Annotated in this window: 19 protein-coding genes; 13 read left to right on the top strand and 6 right to left on the bottom strand. The window is 49.4% G+C overall.

Annotated elements, in window-relative coordinates; translation table 11 throughout:
* Positions 1–70 precede the first annotated feature (70 nt).
* Both BMW93_RS16480 and BMW93_RS16475 read left to right on the top strand, forming a co-directional pair.
* Positions 71–418 (top strand): hypothetical protein, encoded by a 348-nt coding sequence (locus tag BMW93_RS16480; RefSeq protein WP_229240515.1) that lies wholly within the window; start codon positions 71–73, stop codon positions 416–418.
* A gap of 111 nt (positions 419–529) precedes the next feature.
* Positions 530–1,054: a ferritin gene (locus BMW93_RS16475; RefSeq protein WP_090378326.1), complete on the top strand. Its 525-nt coding sequence runs from the start codon at positions 530–532 to the stop codon at positions 1,052–1,054.
* A gap of 54 nt (positions 1,055–1,108) precedes the next feature.
* Here the strand turns inward: BMW93_RS16475 and BMW93_RS16470 are convergent, their stop codons facing one another.
* Positions 1,109–1,702 (bottom strand): HPP family protein, encoded by a 594-nt coding sequence (locus BMW93_RS16470; protein ID WP_229240542.1) that lies wholly within the window; start codon positions 1,700–1,702, stop codon positions 1,109–1,111.
* Positions 1,703–1,946: 244 nt separating this feature from the next.
* Between BMW93_RS16470 and BMW93_RS16465 the strand changes: the two genes are divergently transcribed.
* Both BMW93_RS16465 and BMW93_RS16460 read left to right on the top strand, forming a co-directional pair.
* On the top strand, positions 1,947–4,187 hold the full coding sequence (locus tag BMW93_RS16465; protein ID WP_090378320.1) for an FUSC family membrane protein: 2,241 nt from the start codon (positions 1,947–1,949) through the stop codon (positions 4,185–4,187).
* Position 4,188: 1 nt separating this feature from the next.
* Positions 4,189–4,398: a YwbE family protein gene (locus BMW93_RS16460; protein ID WP_090378317.1), complete on the top strand. Its 210-nt coding sequence runs from the start codon at positions 4,189–4,191 to the stop codon at positions 4,396–4,398.
* Here the strand turns inward: BMW93_RS16460 and BMW93_RS16455 are convergent.
* On the bottom strand, positions 4,379–4,729 hold the full coding sequence (locus BMW93_RS16455) for a DUF1801 domain-containing protein (RefSeq protein ID WP_229240512.1): 351 nt from the start codon (positions 4,727–4,729) through the stop codon (positions 4,379–4,381). The two genes, BMW93_RS16460 and BMW93_RS16455, sit on opposite strands and share 20 nt — an antisense overlap.
* Positions 4,730–4,781: 52 nt before the next feature.
* On the opposite strand from BMW93_RS16455, the gene BMW93_RS16450 reads away from it, so the two are divergent.
* On the top strand, positions 4,782–5,672 hold the full coding sequence (locus BMW93_RS16450) for a DMT family transporter (RefSeq protein ID WP_090378314.1): 891 nt from the start codon (positions 4,782–4,784) through the stop codon (positions 5,670–5,672).
* On the opposite strand, the gene BMW93_RS16445 is transcribed toward BMW93_RS16450, so the two are convergent.
* The 3 genes from BMW93_RS16445 to BMW93_RS16435 all read right to left on the bottom strand — a co-directional run bounded on the left by BMW93_RS16445 (position 5,651) and on the right by BMW93_RS16435 (position 11,181).
* Entirely contained in the window at positions 5,651–8,074 is a 2,424-nt protein-coding gene (locus BMW93_RS16445) for a PAS domain-containing protein (protein ID WP_090378311.1), read from the bottom strand. The two genes, BMW93_RS16450 and BMW93_RS16445, sit on opposite strands and share 22 nt — an antisense overlap.
* A 53-nt stretch (positions 8,075–8,127) precedes the next feature.
* The gene (locus BMW93_RS16440; RefSeq protein ID WP_090378308.1) at positions 8,128–8,577 is read right to left on the bottom strand and encodes a response regulator; all 450 of its coding nucleotides are present in this window, start codon (positions 8,575–8,577) and stop codon (positions 8,128–8,130) included.
* Between the two features lie 138 nt (positions 8,578–8,715).
* A complete protein-coding gene (locus BMW93_RS16435; RefSeq protein WP_177194103.1) occupies positions 8,716–11,181 on the bottom strand; it encodes a TonB-dependent receptor in 2,466 nt (821 codons plus the stop codon).
* A 175-nt stretch (positions 11,182–11,356) separates the two neighbouring features.
* Here BMW93_RS16435 and BMW93_RS16430 point away from each other — a divergent pair, with 175 nt between their 5' ends.
* The 8 genes from BMW93_RS16430 to BMW93_RS16400 all read left to right on the top strand — a co-directional run bounded on the left by BMW93_RS16430 (position 11,357) and on the right by BMW93_RS16400 (position 16,796).
* On the top strand, positions 11,357–12,685 hold the full coding sequence (locus BMW93_RS16430; RefSeq protein WP_090378305.1) for an MATE family efflux transporter: 1,329 nt from the start codon (positions 11,357–11,359) through the stop codon (positions 12,683–12,685).
* A 110-nt stretch (positions 12,686–12,795) separates the two neighbouring features.
* On the top strand, positions 12,796–14,421 hold the full coding sequence (locus tag BMW93_RS16425) for an NADP-dependent glyceraldehyde-3-phosphate dehydrogenase (protein ID WP_090378302.1): 1,626 nt from the start codon (positions 12,796–12,798) through the stop codon (positions 14,419–14,421).
* A gap of 143 nt (positions 14,422–14,564) precedes the next feature.
* Entirely contained in the window at positions 14,565–14,789 is a 225-nt protein-coding gene (locus BMW93_RS35185; protein ID WP_143061663.1) for a hypothetical protein, read from the top strand.
* 31 nt (positions 14,790–14,820) lie between these two features.
* The gene (locus BMW93_RS16420) at positions 14,821–15,009 is read left to right on the top strand and encodes a hypothetical protein (protein ID WP_229240510.1); all 189 of its coding nucleotides are present in this window, start codon (positions 14,821–14,823) and stop codon (positions 15,007–15,009) included.
* Positions 15,010–15,197: 188 nt separating this feature from the next.
* Positions 15,198–15,695: a DUF6934 family protein gene (locus BMW93_RS16415; protein ID WP_090378297.1), complete on the top strand. Its 498-nt coding sequence runs from the start codon at positions 15,198–15,200 to the stop codon at positions 15,693–15,695.
* 30 nt (positions 15,696–15,725) lie between these two features.
* The gene (locus BMW93_RS16410; RefSeq protein WP_090378293.1) at positions 15,726–15,926 is read left to right on the top strand and encodes a hypothetical protein; all 201 of its coding nucleotides are present in this window, start codon (positions 15,726–15,728) and stop codon (positions 15,924–15,926) included.
* A gap of 153 nt (positions 15,927–16,079) precedes the next feature.
* A complete protein-coding gene (locus BMW93_RS16405) occupies positions 16,080–16,571 on the top strand; it encodes a DUF6934 family protein (RefSeq protein WP_090378291.1) in 492 nt (163 codons plus the stop codon).
* A 36-nt stretch (positions 16,572–16,607) separates the two neighbouring features.
* Entirely contained in the window at positions 16,608–16,796 is a 189-nt protein-coding gene (locus BMW93_RS16400) for a hypothetical protein (protein WP_090378288.1), read from the top strand.
* A 60-nt stretch (positions 16,797–16,856) separates the two neighbouring features.
* On the opposite strand, the gene BMW93_RS16395 is transcribed toward BMW93_RS16400, so the two are convergent.
* A complete protein-coding gene (locus BMW93_RS16395) occupies positions 16,857–17,597 on the bottom strand; it encodes a thioredoxin domain-containing protein (protein ID WP_090378286.1) in 741 nt (246 codons plus the stop codon).
* Positions 17,598–17,649 lie beyond the last annotated feature (52 nt).

Raw genomic sequence — 17,649 nt, 5'->3', positions numbered from 1 at the left:
AACTTGCTTGACAAAAAGTTTGAATCTATCTTTGTGTAACAATTTCCACGATTCAAATTCCTTGCTGTCAGTGAATACCCAGAATGAATTGTTCAGTACCGCGAAAGGTTATAGCGTACAGTGTGATTTAACTTCCCGTATCATCCTTCACTTTGGCGATATCAAAGCTCCATTTAAAATCCTGGATTTTTTGAACTTCCGCCGGTTTATCAACAGCATCGATATCCACAGTAAAATTTTCGACTTGTCGGACGAGTCTGACTATGAGTTTGTTGAGGCTCCCCAACTCAACATCGGCCACAAAATGACGCTCTGCGAAGTGATCCAGTTGCGCGAGTTGGTGAACGGTACACACTTCGCGATCGAGCTCAACTCTATGCTCCATCAGGTACTCTATTCGGAACAAGAATTAGTCTAAATTACTCATTCAGACTATATTAGACCGTTTCCAAATTTCTAAAACGATTTGGAATCATGAACTTTCGCATGATATTTGCACTTGTTAAGACACGAATAAACAGGCAAAATCATGAAAGACTTACTAAGAGCACGTACTTCCCTCAAAGAGGAAATAGAGATACTTTTGAACAACCAGGTAAAGATGGAAGCAGAGGCTTCTGCCAAATACCTCGCCATGGCTTCGTGGTGTGACCGCAACGGTTTCAAGCATAGCGCCAAGTATTTCCTCCACCAATCCGAAGAAGAACGCGGCCATATGCTGAAAATCTTCAACTACCTGATGACAGTAGGCGGAACGGCGATCTCTCCTGAAATTTCAGGTGTGAAACAGGAATACCCTACTTTCAAAAGCGTATTTGAAACAGCACTTCAAAGTGAAATCGCGGTAACGCAATCGATCAACCGCATTGTAACTGCTGCACGCAAGGAAGAAGATTACGCCACGGAGAACTTCCTGCAATGGTTCGTGAGCGAGCAGATCGAAGAAGAAGACAATGCACGCCGCGCAATCGAGCTTTTCGATGTAATAGGCGAAGATGGAACAGGTTTGTATGTGATCGACAAAGCGATCGGCAAAATCGGTTCCGACGAATAATATTAAGTTCTTATATTACAAAAATAGCTGCCCGGAAGAGCAGCTATTTTTGTTTTAAACCCTGGTGAAATACTTTCGTTCCCATACTTTGTACCAATTCCTGTTGGCCGGATACTTGCGGTGCGCGGCGAAGCGGTTTACCATTACGGCTACAAAAAGTAATATGAGTACGCCGCTCAGCACGGGGCTCAGCACGTACATATAACCCAGCGCTTTGATCTTTTCAGAACCGATATTGGCGATCAACGCCGTAGCGCCGCCGGGAGGGTGCAAAGTTTTGGTTACCTGCATCATTACAATGGATACCGAAACTGCGAATGCCGAGGAAAGCCAGATTTGGTCGGGAATAATCTTGTGGACTGTCACGCCCACGAGCGCGCATATCACGTGCCCGCCTATGAGGTTGCGCGGCTGCGCGAGCGGGCTGTTTACGATCCCGTAAATGAGTACCGAGGAAGCACCAAAGGAGCCGATCAAAAATAGGGAGTCGGAATCGGTGAATTGCTTGTCGTTGAGCAGGCCAATGAGGCCGATGCCGAGGAATGAACCGAGAAAAGTCCAGAAATGGTCTTTAAAATCTATCAGTGTCTCTTTGTAAACTACGTAACGGACCAATCTTGCGTTACGTCTGATCTTTTTTCTCAAAATATGGAAACTTTTGGTGGAAGTAGATTGGAAATAGAACTATAACGGGATCGTGATGGTTCGTAAATTACTGGGGAACTCCAAATTTTCTCCGGTTCTCTTCTCCTAATCCCTTTCAAATATACAAAAAACGGCCCAGGCCGAAGCCATAAGTACCCTTAGGCAGTCATTAAATTTTGGTACGCCTTTTGTTGGGTTGCGAAATTTAAAATGGTAGTATTGCAATAGCACACCGTGACTTGATTCCATGAATTACCTCGACGAGTTCAAAAAGTTTATTTCCAGCCATTACCTGTCGACCGGTGTACGTCTAACCCTCGGGACGATCATCCCTAGCCTTATTTTCAACCATTACGGCATATTGAGCGAATGGATCGCCTTCCCGCTCGGCACGCTGCTGATCGGCGGTACCGACAACCCCGGGCCTTACCACAGGCGTCGCAATGCATTGCTCGTCGCCATTGTAACCTGCTTCATCGTCGCGTGTGTGACGGGATACCTGCGCCATTTTCCCCTCATTATCTTTCTTGAAATTATCGTATTCGGGATGTTTTTCTCACTGGTCGGCGTATATGGCAACAGGGTGAATAGCATCGGGCTCATTTCGCTACTTGTTTTTGTATTTAATATTGATGACCACCTCAGCGGCGATATGGTGTTCCGTACGGCCGCGATATTCTCCGCAGGCGGCATCTGGTACTTTATATTATTTATGGTTTTACAAAAACTGCTTCCCTACAAGCTCATCCAGCAGCTTTTAGGTGAAAATTTTGTGGAACTGGGTAAGCTGCTTTCCATTAAAGCCGACTACTATTTCGCTAATCCGGATTACGACGAGCTTTTCAACCGGATGGTGCACCAGCAGGTAATCCTTCGCGAAAACCACGAAAACCTGCGCGAAATCCTCTTCAAAACACGGGAGATCGTCACTGAATCAACGACGAAAAGCCGGATACTGATGCTGATGTTCCTCGACAGTATCGACCTGTTCGAGCGTATCCTCAATTCGCAGCAAAACTACTCCAACCTCCACCGCGCATTCGACCATACCAAGGTGCTGCGGCTGTTTGGAACTTACATTACCTGGCTGGCTGCCGAAATACAGCAAATAGGGCTCGCGGTGCAGAGCGGTTATGCATCGCACCCGCGCCACGACCTCGACGAGGCGTTCAACAAGTGCCAGCGCGCGTTCGAGCGGATGCGTGAGCACAAGATGAACCATGACAATATGGAGGATTTCATCATGCTCCGGCAAATACTCAACAGTTTGCAGGATGTTACCGAGCGCGTTAAAAAGCTGCACAGGGCCACGAAATACGAAGCGGATGTAAGCAAGGATTACAAACTGACCGTCGAAGCGGAAGATTTTACGCCGAAGCAGGATTACCATCCGCGCATTCTCCTCGATAATCTTTCGTTAAAATCGAGCCACTTCCGGCATGCGGTACGGGTAACGCTGGGCCTGCTGGCGGGTTATATTGCTTCGCTTTTTTTCGCTGTGGGACATGGTTACTGGATATTGCTGACGATCGCCGTAATCCTGAAACCTGCATTCAGCATTACCAAGCAACGGAATATTCATCGAATCGGCGGTACCATTCTGGGGGTCGTGATTGGATTTCTGCTGCTGTACCTCATCGAGGAAAGTACGCCGCTGTTTATCCTGATGATGGTTTCAATGATCCTGGCATACAGCTTCCTGAAAATCAACTATTTCGTCGCATCCACCAGCATTACACTGTATGTGATCCTCTCGTTCCATTTCCTGAATCCGCAGCATGTGACCAATGTTTTGCAGGACCGGGTGGTTGATACGGTGATCGGGTCGGTGATCGCTTATATCATTTCTTCGTACGTATTGCCCGTGTGGGAGCATTCGCAGATCAAGCAATATATGAAAGAGGCCCTGGATGCGAACCGGAAGTATTTTGATATTGTAGCCGCGAAATTCACCGGAAAAGAACTGGATATCAACGAATTGAAATTACTGAGAAAGAATGCCATCATCGCGATGGCCAACCTGTCGGACAACTTCCAGAAAATGCTTTCCGAGCCTAAACGCCAGCAGATGAATATGGAGGAATACCACCAGTTTGTCGCAACGAGCCATATGCTGACGTCGTACATCGCGTCGCTTTCCACCTACGCGCAGACTTTGGAATACCTCGAATTTTCAGTCGAATTTGAAATGATGATCCGGCAGATCGACCGGCAGTTGCAGGCCGCTACCGACATTATCGACGGAAAAACAGGTAATAGCCTGGAAATAGTGCGCGAATCGTTGCCGCAAAACCAGCGTCTGGTCGAACTGCTGGCGAACCGCAAAAAGGAAATCAAAGAGTTGGGTATCGAGAAGGCCGATCAATCTCCCGTACGCAAAATGCTTTCGGATTTGAAAACCATCAACGGGCTATTCGAACTGATCAGTACCATTTCCATCGACGAAATCAAAATCCTGCAAAAGATTAAAACCGCGAAAGCAGCTTAAAATGACCTCATTATCAGGAACCGAAAGAAAAAATATAGCAGCCGGGCTCGCCGTCTCGATTGTCCTCAAAAAAGACCAGCGGAGCGGCAAACTCACGCAAGGCATTGTAAAAGACATTCTCACCAAGGCACCCGTGCACACGCACGGCATTAAGGTGCGCCTGGAATCCGGTGAAATCGGTCGGGTAAAGGTTATTGAATCCGAAGATTAGCCCTGGCTTTTTCCAGTATCTCGTGAATGGTTTCGAGTGGAAGATCTTCGGCCGGATTGATCAGCAATATCTTCATTCTCGAACGTTTCTCGGCGAGTAGCAGGGGGTGGTCCAGCAGATAACCATCCACAATGCCGAGGTACGGCGTGCCTGCCTTCTTTTCTGTCCACAAATAGCAAAGCCTTTTGGGTCCCAGTTTGTAAAAAGGCATTTTGTATTGCCAGTCTTCGCGTATTTGTGGATCAAAAGAAAGTATCAAATGCCGCAATGCAACCAGGCAGCTCCTGGCAGGCTCCGGCTTTTCCATGAAATAGCGGTCGATATCGCGCAATGTCCGTCTGCTTTGGGTGAATCGTTATCTTTGCCCTCAATTTATCCGATTTATGTCAAATCCCCGCATTAACCTGATTATCGGGATCGTCAGTATCAGCATTTTCCCGGTACTCGTGAAATGGGCCCCGGTCTCGGGCGTCACTTCCGCGTTTTACAGGATGCTTTTAGGGCTGCTTTTTCTGCTGCCTTATGTGCTATTCCGCAGGAAATTCACATTACCTACCGGTGCGCTCTGGCTTCCTATCGTACTCTGCGGGATCATTTTTGCAAGTGACATTGCCGTCTGGAACCTCTCCATACATTATTCCAACGCCACACAGGCTACCCTGCTGACCAACCTCTCGCCCGTGTGGGTGGGCGTGGGCACATTCCTGTTCCTGCCCGACAAACCTGGCTCCCGATTCTGGCTCGGCACATTGGTCGCACTTATTGGAATGATCATTCTAATTGGCATTGAGACATTTGCCACGATGGAGTTCGACCTCGGATTTGCGCTGGCAATGCTTTCAGGCATTCTTTATGCATCGTACATGCTGATCAGCAAAACGGTTTTAGACAAAATCGATATTGTCAGCTTTATGACGGTCAGTATGGCCGTGTCAAGCATTTACCTCTTCGCGATATGCCTCATTTTCGATCAGCCTGTCTGGCACTTCGAACCGGTTGTCTGGGGTGTTTTTGTCGTGCAGGGACTGGTTTGCCAGCTGATAGGCTGGTTGACGATAAACGCCGCCATGAAGCAAATGGATGCCAAAAGCGTTTCGCTCAGCCTTTTGAGCCAGGCCGTGGTAACGGGGCTTTTTGCGTGGATTTTTATTGGAGAAAAAATAACCGCGCAGATGATCGGCGGCGGAGTTGTTATCCTGATCGGCATTGCCATTACTTACACCGGTCGCAAAAAGCTGGCTACCGTTGATAATCAGGATTCGACAGGCAAATAAATAATGAATGTGGAACCGATGCCCGGCTTCCCGACGGCGTCGATCAGGCCTTTGTGGTTCTCCACTATTTTTTTACAAATCGCCAGACCAATTCCGGTACCTTCATAAGCCGAGCGGTTGTGCAATCTTTGGAATACCTGAAAAATGCGGTCTTTATACTGCGGATCGAAGCCGATTCCATTATCAGCAAATGAAATATACTGGTAATGCCTCGCCGCATCGGCCTCCGCAAGCGGGATAGCCGCGCCGGGCACTTCTCCGGAACGGATCTCGATGACCGGCTCCCTCTCCGGACCGATAAATTTCAGTGCGTTGGCGATCAGATTCATAAACAATTGCTCGAACTGGTACACGATCACTTCCCGCACGGGCAGGACATCGCTTTTGATAACCGCGTTTTCGGATTGGATAATGTCGCTGAGCTGGTCTTTCACATTTTGCAGGACCTGGTTCAGATCGATACTTTCCAGATGCTTTTCCGCGACGTTGGCACGTGAAAATGCCAGCAAATCGATGATCAGCTGTTGCATGCGTGTGGACGAAGCCTGCATTCGGGTGAAATAATCCTTGCCGCGCTCCGAAAGACGCTCTTTTTCGGTTTCGAGAATGCGTGTGGCAAATGTCTGGATCTTCCGCAAAGGCTCCTGCAAATCGTGGCTGGCCACGTAAGCGAACTGGGCGAGCTCCATGTTTGTCCGCACGAGTTCGTTGTTCACCACCTGCAACTGTTGCGTCCGCTCCTGCACTTTGGTTTCCAATTGGTCGATAAACAACCGGCTGTCATGGATATCCAGGCTCGTCCCTACCCACATTTCAATCGTGCCATCGGCATTACGTTGTGGTATGGCGCGGCATTGGTACCACCGGTATTCGCCGTCGGAACGTTTCAGGCGGTGCTCGAACAGGTACTCTGTCCCCTGCGTGACCGATTCGATCCACGAGTTCACGCTTTCGGCCAGATCATCCGGATGTACCAGCGGCAACCAGCCGTTCTTTTCTATTTCCACCACCGAAAAACCTGAATAATCAAGCAATGAGCGGTTGAAATAGGTGATATTCCCCTGCGGACTGGCAGTCCATACAAACTGCGGCATCGAATCCGCGAGCGTCCTGAATTTGCCCTCGCTGGTTTTCAAAGCGAGTTCCGACTCTTTTCGGTCGGTAATATCCATCATCGTCCCGAGCATCCGCTGCGGCACGTGCCCATCGCCGAAAAACACTTTCCCCTGCGTGCGTATCCAGTGAACCGACTGGTCGAGATGTATAATCCGGGCCTCGTAATAGTAAGTACCCGTTTCGAGCGCGGTCTGAAATGCCTTTTCCACGATGGCCTGGCGGTCTTCGGGATGGACCCGGTCCCGTATTTCACCGTGTGTAAGGATAGTATCTTCCGCATATCCCAGAATCACGGCCATTCTTCCCGAATAGATGATTTCCTTTGTCTGGATATTCAGGTCCCAGGTTGCCAGCCGCGTTCCATCGGTAGCGAGCGAAAGCCTGTCGGCGGTTTCCGCAAACTGCTGGCGCAAAGTCACTTTGTCTGTTACGTCGTTTACCGAGGCCATAATACCCGACACAGTGCCGTCCACTTCGAAAATGGGCGCATATTGAAAATCGAGGTAATGCTTTTTCAAGCCGCCCGGACCGTCGACATATGCTACCGCTTCGTTTTCACGGTAGATTTTAGCATTATGATAAACTTCATTTAAAAGCCCTATGAATTTCTGGCCTCTTAGTTCGGGAAAAACATCCACGAGCCTCCGCCCAGCCACTTCTTCGAGACTACGCCGCCAGATATTCAGCATACTTTCGTTAGCAATGCTGATCACCAGCTCCGGGCCTTTCAGAATGGCTTTCGCGAACTGCGACTGGGTAACCAGGTTCCGGAACTGATTTTCGCTCCGTTGCAGGGCTTGTTTGGACAAAACCTGCTGCGTAACCTCGGTAGCCACTACCATTACACCCGACGCATTTTCAGGATCATCGTCGAACAAGGGCTGGTATACGAAATTGAAATAACATTGCTGAGGCTGACCGAAGCGGCGGAGCGTTACCTCGAATTCGTTGCCGTGGTAGGCAATGCCGGTGTGCAGGACATTGAGAAGGATGGGTTCGACATACGTACGCACCTCCGGGAGACCTATAAAAAGCGATTTACCGACGAGTTCCTGCTCCGTACGGTCGACAATGCGCAAATAAGCATCGTTGGCCATTTCCACCCAAAACTCCTCACCGCGCAGGATCGCCATCCCGACCGGTGCCTGTTTTACCGTATCGCGAAACTTGGATTCGCTCGACGCAACAGCGCCAGCAACTTCCGGCGCCACACCTTCGTGCGGTTGCTTCGGATAGTTGGGATTAATTTCGGAAGTGTGACGGGATTGTTTGTTCGACTTGTCCACCTTTTTTTCGAGAAGAAAATACTTTCAAAAATAAGCGGACAAGTGGTAAGAAGTCAATATTGATAATAGAAGTTTTCCGGCGCCGGCGTCCAGCTATGCTTGGTCCAGTCGATATCCAGAATCTGCTTGATGGCCTGTTTCAGCTTGGGAAACGAACCGGGTTTCCGAATGAAGAAATTGGCACCTTTTTCATGCACTTTCCGCACCATTTCCTCCTGGCCGGTAGTGGAGAATATCACGATCGGTATATGTTCCCAGGCTTTGGTTTTGCGGATATAGTCGAGGCATTCGAAACCGTTCTTACGGGGCATGTTCAAGTCCAGGAAAATGACGTCCGGCGGTGGCGGTACCGTCTTCTCCATCAGGTCGATCAGCTCTACTCCGTCACTTGCCGTCAATAGCTCGGCGGAAGTGCTCACTTCCCTGAGCGCGTCCTCGAACAGCAGGCAATCATCCTCATCGTCGTCGGCCAGGAAAATAGATTTATTTGGTTTTGTGCTCATAACCCGAATTTAAGTATTCATGAAATAAGATAAACGTTGTTCAATACATTCAGCCTAATCGAGGTACAGTAGCGATCAATCCCTTTGTAAGAATATACAAGGTAGCTAATAAAAACCGTATAATAAATTTAATTAGGATTAAAATTCCCCTTCCAGACTCTCCTTAGGCTTCTTCTTGGCCTGGTGCAAACGGTAGTTCAAAGTAAGGTTAATCTGCCTCAAACGGCCCTGGGAACTGTTTCTGGCATAGAAATTGGCCCCCTCGGTAATAGACCGGAATTTTCTGGAATTGAAAACATCGACCACGGTGAGCGTCAACGTGCCATTGCCTTTCAGAATATCCCGCGTCGCAGCCAGGTCGAGCGTCGCCAATGCCTTTCTTCGGCCTTGCGGGGTTTGCTGCGGCGCTTCGTAGTTTCCTCTCAGCTGCAAATCGGTATTTTTCCAAAGCGTAAACCGCGACATCGCGCGCACGAACCAACTGTAAGTATCGCTCTGAAACTCCTCGTCGACGCCGGTACCGTCGGTGATCGCGCGGAAGAAATTGGCGCTGCCGTCGAGTTTCCACCAGGGGTACGGATTAAATGAGCCGGTAAACTCTGCCCCGTATGCATCTTCCGTTCCGAGGTTCTCGGGACGGGTGTAGGAGCTTCCGTCATCCTGCACGGTGCGAATGCTGATGATCTTGCCGTTGGTATGGCGGTAATAGATCGACGATGTAAGTGAGCCTTTGTTCAGGTATTTGATGTGCCCGAGTTCGAATGCGTTGGTAAACTCCGGGTTCAGGTCGGGGTTACCACTCCAATAATTGCGGTTATCGCTATAAGTCGCGAACGGCGTCAGGTCATTGTACTGCGGCCTGCGGACCCGACGGCTGTAACTCAGTTGAAATGCATTCTGTTTGGCAAAATCATAGGTAATGTGCACGCTCGGGAACAGGTTGGCGTATTTACGGTCGTTCACTTCGTTGGTAGTCCTTAATGTGGTGGTAACGCCCGTCCATTCGGCCCGTACGCCGCCCTGATAGGAGAATTTGCCGGTTTTGTTGCCGATCATTCCATACAATGCATTGATATTCTCTTCGTAAAGGAAATCGTTGGTGAGGCCAGGCAAGGTAGTCCAGCCGCCGTCGCTGTTTTGCTGGGTCACGGTGTAATCGTTGGTCATATCCCGCGAGCTGCTCCTTCCGCCGGCCTCGATCTTGCCGTCTTTACCGAACGGATGCACGTAATCAACCTGGAATAGGAGTTGTTTCTCCGTCTCATAGTTCACGGCACGCTGCAAAAGCGGCGGAATGCCCGACGGGCTGCCATCCGGCTTGTACACATTCTCATGATAGTACTGGTCCGAATCCTCCCAGTTGTCGAGGTAGCGCACGTCGGCGGTAAACTCCTGCCCTTTCCGGTTAAATGTTCTTTTGTAGGTCAAAGCATACTCCGAGTTCGGCTCCGTCTCGGTCTCATCCTGCGTCCGGCGCGTGATGCCCGTCGGATTGTTGAGGCTGCCCAGGTAATCGCGGTAATTCAGCGTCGAGAACCGCTTGCCCTTGCTTGTGCGCCACGTATATGCGCCTGTGAGGACATTTTTGGAATTGAAATAATAATCGATACCACCCCGGGCGCTATTCGCCATCCCTTTCAGGTTGCTTTTCATATCGCGCTCCATAATGAAGGTCGAATCGTTTCGGTAAAGCTCCTGGTACACAAAGTTCCGGCCCGGCGTGTTCCGGTACGACATGGTGTAGTTGATGAAGAAGTTGAGATTTTTCTTCCGGTAGTTCACATTTGCGGCACCACCAAAGTTGGTAGGGTGACCGGTAATAATATCGAACGAGCCGTTAATACCCTCTTTCCGTTCTTTCTTCAAAACAATATTGATCACACCGCCCATTCCCTCAGCCTCGTACCGCGCCGATGGATTGGTAATAATCTCCACCCGCTCGATCATACTGCCCTGCAACTGGGCCAATCCGCTGGCGCCTTTAATGCTTACCAAACCGGAAGGCTTGCCGTCGATCAGGATACGCACATTACCGCTTCCCCGCAGACTGACATTCCCTTCGACATCCACGGCCACGGAAGGGACATTGGTCAGAATATCCGCGGCGGTACCTCCCGCATTCGCCAGATCCTTACCTACATTGAATATCTTTTTATCGAGCGTCAATTCCATCGAACTCTTCTCTGCCTGTACGGTCACTTCGTCGAGCGTCCGGGCCGAGGCCGCCACTTTAATCGAGCCAAGACTGAGGGGAGAATTCGCGGCACTCACTTTTATATTAGTGGTGTATTGCGGCTTATAACCGATGAACTCGGACAATGCGTAATAGGTACCTGCGGAGATGTCCACGACGAACCCGCCCGCCTCATCCGTGATCGCCCCCGAGACGAACGAACTGTCCGCCGTTTTGAAAAGCCGGATGCTCGCATAGCCCAGCGGCGCATTGCTCGCACCGTCGATAATCTTGCCTGTAACCTTCAATTTCCCGGTATTCTGCGCCAGGGCCGGCGCCATGGCCAACATTCCCATCATCCATACAAATCCCACAAAACCACGCGACTTCCCCTGACGAAAGCCCTGCTTCAAACTGCTTCTGATAGCCATTATCCTGTTGTAATATTTCCTCAAATCCTTTTAAAGTTGTTACCCATACAAACCGGATTACCCGGCTATTTTACTCTACCATAATGATATATTAAAATGAACTTCCCGGCTTACACTCCGGGGCTCCACGGGATTTTTGTACCTTTGCAGTCTTTTTGCAAGTCCGCACAACGCCATGAAAAACGAAACATCACAAACTTTAAGATTAGCATTCCCTATTATCATCGGTGAGCTGGCCCAAATGGCCCTTCACCTCATCGACAGCGCGATGGTAGGCGCGATCAGCTACAAACAGCTCGCCGCAGCCGCACTCGTAATCAATGCGATGAACATCCCGTTCGTGATCGGGATCGGTATGACGATCTCCGTTTCGCAAATGGTATCACTCGCCAACGGCCGCCGCGACGCGCAGCAGGTTTCGCATTATTTGTTCAACGGCTTTTGCCTTTGCACGCTCACCGCGCTGGCTATTTCGATCACATTGCTTTTTGGCAAAGACTACCTGCGCAACCTCGGCCAGGACCCGGAAGTAGTAGAGCTCGCCATCCCGTTCATGCGGCTCATGGGCCTTTCCATTATCCCTATGCTGCTTTTCATGACCTTGAAGCAGTTCGCCGACGGGCTGGAACAGACGCGTACCGCGATGATCTTCTCGCTGGCCGGGATGCCCGTCAACATTATGCTCAACTGGCTGCTCATTTACGGCAACTGGGGTTTTCCCCGCCTCGAACTCGAAGGCGCAGGCTGGGCCACTCTCATTACCCGCAGCCTGATGTTTCTCGCATTGCTTTTTGTTATTTTAAAGCACAAAACCTTTGAAAAATACATCGCCATAAGCCGTAACCAATGGTATTTCAAATGGCAAACCTGGCGCGAACTGCTGCATATCGGCGTGCCAAGCAGCTTGCAGATCGGTATGGAAGCAGGCGCATTCGCGGTATCGGGTATTATCATTGGTACATTGGGCGCCGTGGCGCAGGCTGCACACCAGATCGCGTTGAGCAGTGCGTCATTCACATTCATGGTGTCGATGGGTCTTGCGCAGGCGGGCTCCATACGCGTGAGCAACGCGCTCGGCCGAAACGACTGGAAAAAGATTTTCGTCATCGGCAAAAGCACGCTGGTGACTGCATTGATCTACGGGACATTCTGTGCGATCACGTTTGGTCTTTTGCGAAACCATTTGCCGATAGCCTTCAACGACAATACCGAGGTGGTCACACTGGCCGCATTGCTGCTCCTGTTCGCGGCCGTTTTCCAGATTTCGGACAGTACCCAGGCCATAGGCGCGGGATTGTTAAGGGGTATTAAAGATGTAAAAACGCCTACGATCCTGATTGGGATCGCTTATTGGGTGATCGGTATCCCGGTGGGTTACACACTCGCATTCCATTTCGGAATGGGTGCATCGGGCATGTGGCTGGGGCTGATTCTGGGATTGACGATGGCATCGATCTTCCTGATGACGCGCTTCTTTAAAATGACAAGAAGAAATCAGGTTTAGATAAAACTTCGTCAAAATCCGACTTGTTGATAAGGATATAATTGCGAAACTTCGTCATTAACCAAGTGCGCGTTTTTTAAATCAATTCTTATCCACAAAAATCTGATTCAATGGATTTCAATTCCACGTTAAGGAGCATCTTTGTTGAAGAAAAAGACATTCCTGCGGAGTTCAGCCTGCCATCCCTGATCCACCAGCGCGAGTACCTTTGCAATGGCGAAATGAAGACCTGGGACGGGCCGTTCCATGAAGTTTACTCGCCGATTGCCGTGCAAACGGCGAACGGCCTCGAACGCAAACTGATCGGCAGCTACCCTTTATGTACCGCAGCCGAAGCATCGGAAGCGCTGGAAGCGGCCGTAAGCGCCTACAACAGTGGTCGCGGCGAATGGCCCACAATGGGCGTCGCCGAGCGTATACACTGCGTGGAGCAGTTCACAGGCCGGATGATCGAGAAAAAGGAGATCATCGTGAAGCTCATCATGTGGGAAATCGGTAAATCTTTCGCCGACTCCGTGAAAGAGTTCGATCGCACCGTTGAATACATTTACGCCACCATCGATTCACTCAAAAACCTGGATCGCGACTCGTCCGGCTTCGACATTGTCGATGGTATTGCAGCACAGGTAAGGCGCTCTCCGCTGGGCGTGGTACTTTGTATGGGACCATTCAACTACCCGCTCAACGAAACGTTCACCACCCTGATCCCCGCGCTGATTATGGGCAACACGTTGCTTTTCAAACCACCGAAATTCGGTACGCTGCTGCATTACCCGTTGCAGGAAGCCTTCCGCGATTGTTTTCCGAAAGGCGTTGTGAACGTAATCTACGGTCGCGGTAATGCGATCGTTCCGGGATTGATGCAGTCGGGCAAAATCAACGTCCTGACTTTGATCGGTTCCAGCAAGGTGGCAAACGAGTTGAAGAAATCCCACCCGAAAGTGAACCGTCTGCGCGCCGTGCTCGGGTTGGATGCGAAGAATGCCGCGATCGTGACGACCGAGGCGGACCTCGACCTTGCCGTGAAAGAGATCATTACGGGGTCGCTATCGTTTAATGGCCAGCGTTGTACGGCTTTGAAAATCATATGGGTACACCGCACGGTAGCCGATGCTTTCCTCGAAAAATTCAGCGCAGCCGTTGCCGAACTGAAATTCGGAATGCCGTGGGAGAAAGGCGTGTCGCTTACCCCGCTGCCCGAAACGAATAAAATCGAATACCTCAACGACTGCATTGCCGATGCGGAAGCGCACGGTGCAAAGGTGGTCAATGAAAACGGCGGCAAATCGGAAGGCTCGTTCTTTTACCCCGCCGTGGTTTACCCTGTGAACAGCCAAATGAAACTCTACCACGAAGAGCAATTCGGCCCGATCGTGCCCGTGGTACCATTCGACGACCTCGAAGAAACCATCGAGTTCCTCATCGAATCAACGCATGGCCAGCAGGTGAGCATTTTCAGCAACAATGCCGATGAAGTAGCCTCGCTCATCGACCCGTTGGTAAACCAGGTAAGCCGTGTGAACATCAACACCCAATGCCAGCGCGGCCCCGACGTATTCCCGTTCACCGGCCGCAAGGACAGCGCCGAAGGCACCCTCTCCGTCCCCGACGCCATCCGCGCCTTCTCGATCCGCTCGCTCGTGGCCTTCAAAATGAACGCCGCGAACAAGCAGCTGATCAACGAGATCGTGCATGAGGATACTTCTAACTTTTTGAGTACGAAGTTTATATTCTAGACTTTATCCAGCTTTTTTCACGCAGTCGCCCATTCGCTAAAACCGGATGGGCGTTTTTTTGTGCCGGAGGATCATTGGTGGGGGAAGTGACGTTAGGGAGATTGTAGCAGTGTGCTTTGGGTTTGTTTAAGCACACTGATAATATGAATAAAGACATTTACCTCTTCCAGAACCTTGAAGAAAGTAAGGTGTATCTCTTCATCAGTGAGGGCGTTCGTGGAAAAATAGCAAAAGGCGTATTAATCCGTCCTATTCCGGAAGCGCTGAGTTACGGATTTGGCCCGCGGCGTGAAGCACGGACTGGTACAGGCGTATGTTGTCGGCTGTTCCTACGACCAGATTTTGGTCAAACGCAAATAAATAGCTAACTTCAATTCACTTACTATTATGAGCATCTGCATGGAAAAGCACAAACAAATGGTCTATGAGACCCGTTTGGAAGAACTTCTCAAGGATAAGGAAAAAGTGATAGCGATCATCAAAAATTCGCCTTATCTAAATCGAAAACATGAAGAAGCCGCTGAACACCTGTCGAAAATAAAACCACCTTTTCCTTGGGATAGAGACAAACCCGGAGAGACCATTTAATCACATCATGAAGTTTATTTTGTGAGCTTTACCAATTCTTATTTGCATACCGCCCATTCGCTAAAACCGGATGGGCGTTTTTTTTGTACCGGAGGATCATTGGTGGGAGGAGGTATGATTAGCGGGTTTGTAGAAGTGTGCTTTGGTTAGATTGGATATTCCATTTATCGACCAAACACACTACTGCTTTGAACAAGGAGGTCTATACAACTCACGCTGTTCCCGGGACCCACATTTACACTTTTTTGAGTGAAGGCAAACATGGGAGGATCAGGAAAATGGTTACTATTGATCGAATCGAAAAGCCTCTACTGAACGTCGGCCATTACGAGCTCTACAATCTGGGTTTTGGTGATCTTAAAATTCGAAATAATGAATGGATACTAGACGATAGCACCCGAACAAACAATGGGGACATGTCAAAGGTAATTGCTACGGTGGTACAGATCGCTGTTCTGTTTTTGAGAGAGCACAAAGATGCAATCCTCTTTTTCCAAGGTTATTGGGATTCTAAATCGATCAAAGGGGGCAGAAATCAGAGGAACTTGCTCTATCAACGAGCCATCGAATCAAATTGGGAAGATTTTACAAATGAATTTGTGATACGAGGTGTGATATCTTCGAAGATCATCGACTACGTGAATGGAGATACATATGACGAGATTTTGATCAGGTGCAAAATATAGGTAAATTTCATTAACAATTAGCCTCATACTATGAAGACCACCAATGGAGATAAACAGCTGAGAAATGATCTTCCAGCTGTCGATGTCGAGCAACCCAACATTGATACGATCGACGACGAGACACTTATAAAACTCGCCAATTCACCCTTCTTTCAAGAAAAAAGGCGCAGGGCCACCGAAACTCTTGAAAAAATTTTTCGGTTAAACGAGCCTATTTCAAATTGTGATTAACCAACCGGCTCTGAATGAAAACGCCTATTTGCATACCGCCCATTCGCTAAAACCGGATGGGCGGTTTTTTGTACCGGAGGATCATTGGTGGGAGGAGGTATGATTAGCGGGTTTGTAGAAGTGTGCTTTGGGTTTGTTTAAGTACACTGTTTCATGGATAAGGACTGTTATAAATTCGTTGTAGGCCAGGACGACTTTACCTACATATTCATTAGCGAAGGCGTTAAAGGGAAAATAGCGAAAGGCGTATTGATAAGCCCTCTTCCGGCTGCATCTGTCTATCCATTTTCATCGGTGTACAACTTAGGATTTGGCGACTTCGTAAATTTCGATCGTAAGTGGATAATAGATGATTCGGTCAGGAGCGGAAATGGGGATATGCCGAAAGTAATTGCAACCGTAGCTCGAATTGCAATGGATTTTCTAACCAAAAATCCAGATTCAGTACTATCATTTGAGGGTTACATGGATGAAAAATCTGCCTTGCACGGCAGAAATCATCGGAACGTTCTCTATCAAAGAGCGATAAATTCAAACTGGGCTGAGCTGTCAGAAGAATTCCGGTTTTGGGGCGTGCAGGAGGGCAAATTCGAAGAATATTCTGTGGGGACCCACTATGACCAAATATTGGTTGGACGTTTATAATTTCATAACTTTAAGATACCACTTATGAAAACCCAAATGGAAAAAGAAGAAACCCGTGAAGCAATGTTGGAAGAACTTCTTCAACACAGGGAAAAGATGTTTGAAATAATAAGAAATTCTCCTGCTTTGAGGAAAAGAAACGAAGCCGCCGCCGCAAGCCTGGCCAGGCTGCCCCGTCCATTCCCCTGGGAAAAGGAAAAATCCGAAAAGAAGTCTGATCAGTAAACAATATAATGCAGCCAGCCCCGCACTCAAAGCATGGCTGGCTGCGTTCATTTTCTTCCCTTACAAATTCGCTTCCGCCAGCGCCCTTTCAATCTCCCCTTTCGGCGTCACGCCGCTCTTCTTCCAAACCACCTGGTTCCCCCGGTAAAGGATCAAAGTGGGCAATGCCGTCACACCCAGTTCTTTGGTGAGTGACTTGTTTTCGTAAGCCTCGATCGTAATCACTTTGACAGAACTGGCTTGCTCGTGTTTGATGGAATCCACGATCGGGGCGAGGCGCTTGCAGGAACCGCAATAGCGCGAACCGAAATCGACGAGCACGAGTTTGTCGGATTTCAGGGAGGCCTGGTAATCGTTCAGCGAAAGACCCGGACCCACGGTGGATACGACGGGCTTGCCCAAACCGATCCATTTACTCAATCCGCCCGGCAATTCGGTAACGTCTTTGAACCCATTATCGCGGAGGTCCTTGGCGAGTTTCCCGCTGCGGCCGTTGGCGATGGAGTAGATGAAAGTCGGTTTGCCTTTGTCGAGTTTGGCAATGGCTTTGGCGAAATCGGCTTCGTTGGCGACGCTGAAACTCGTGGCGCCTTCGAGGTGGTTCTGTGCGTACTCTTCGGGCAAGCGGGCGTCGAGGATCTGGGCGTTTTTGCCTGCTTTGGCCAACCGGGCCTCAAATTCTTCGAACGAAACGAGGTCGCGCCTGGGAGCGGGCTGCACATTGGGCGTAGTCTGTGCATTCAATGCGGAATGGGCAATAAGCAGCCATGCCAATGCGAACAATGGTTTGAAAATTTTCATTGAAACTGGGTTTAAAGTGATTACTGCTTTCGGTGGTTGGCCTTGGCTATCA

The organism is Dyadobacter sp. SG02 (genome assembly GCF_900109045.1).
In the GTDB taxonomy this organism is placed as follows: domain Bacteria; phylum Bacteroidota; class Bacteroidia; order Cytophagales; family Spirosomataceae; genus Dyadobacter.
Note: the sequence above shows the minus strand (reverse complement) of the source record. Positions and strands in the feature narration are given on the sequence as shown.

What these genes read in the sequence shown, in the direction of transcription:
- BMW93_RS16465 (WP_090378320.1), top strand. Translation starts at nt 1,947, where the DNA reads ATGAATTACCTCGACGAGTTCAAAAAGTTTATTTCCAGCCATTACCTG.
- BMW93_RS16395 (WP_090378286.1), bottom strand. Translation starts at nt 17,597, where the DNA reads ATGAAAATTTTCAAACCATTGTTCGCATTGGCATGGCTGCTTATTGCC.
- BMW93_RS35185 (WP_143061663.1), top strand. Translation starts at nt 14,565, where the DNA reads ATGAATAAAGACATTTACCTCTTCCAGAACCTTGAAGAAAGTAAGGTG.
- BMW93_RS16430 (WP_090378305.1), top strand. Translation starts at nt 11,357, where the DNA reads ATGAAAAACGAAACATCACAAACTTTAAGATTAGCATTCCCTATTATC.
- BMW93_RS16450 (WP_090378314.1), top strand. Translation starts at nt 4,782, where the DNA reads ATGTCAAATCCCCGCATTAACCTGATTATCGGGATCGTCAGTATCAGC.
- BMW93_RS16460 (WP_090378317.1), top strand. Translation starts at nt 4,189, where the DNA reads ATGACCTCATTATCAGGAACCGAAAGAAAAAATATAGCAGCCGGGCTC.
- BMW93_RS16410 (WP_090378293.1), top strand. Translation starts at nt 15,726, where the DNA reads ATGAAGACCACCAATGGAGATAAACAGCTGAGAAATGATCTTCCAGCT.
- BMW93_RS16475 (WP_090378326.1), top strand. Translation starts at nt 530, where the DNA reads ATGAAAGACTTACTAAGAGCACGTACTTCCCTCAAAGAGGAAATAGAG.
- BMW93_RS16440 (WP_090378308.1), bottom strand. Translation starts at nt 8,577, where the DNA reads ATGAGCACAAAACCAAATAAATCTATTTTCCTGGCCGACGACGATGAG.
- BMW93_RS16420 (WP_229240510.1), top strand. Translation starts at nt 14,821, where the DNA reads ATGGAAAAGCACAAACAAATGGTCTATGAGACCCGTTTGGAAGAACTT.
- BMW93_RS16425 (WP_090378302.1), top strand. Translation starts at nt 12,796, where the DNA reads ATGGATTTCAATTCCACGTTAAGGAGCATCTTTGTTGAAGAAAAAGAC.
- BMW93_RS16405 (WP_090378291.1), top strand. Translation starts at nt 16,080, where the DNA reads ATGGATAAGGACTGTTATAAATTCGTTGTAGGCCAGGACGACTTTACC.
- BMW93_RS16400 (WP_090378288.1), top strand. Translation starts at nt 16,608, where the DNA reads ATGGAAAAAGAAGAAACCCGTGAAGCAATGTTGGAAGAACTTCTTCAA.
- BMW93_RS16435 (WP_177194103.1), bottom strand. Translation starts at nt 11,181, where the DNA reads ATGGCTATCAGAAGCAGTTTGAAGCAGGGCTTTCGTCAGGGGAAGTCG.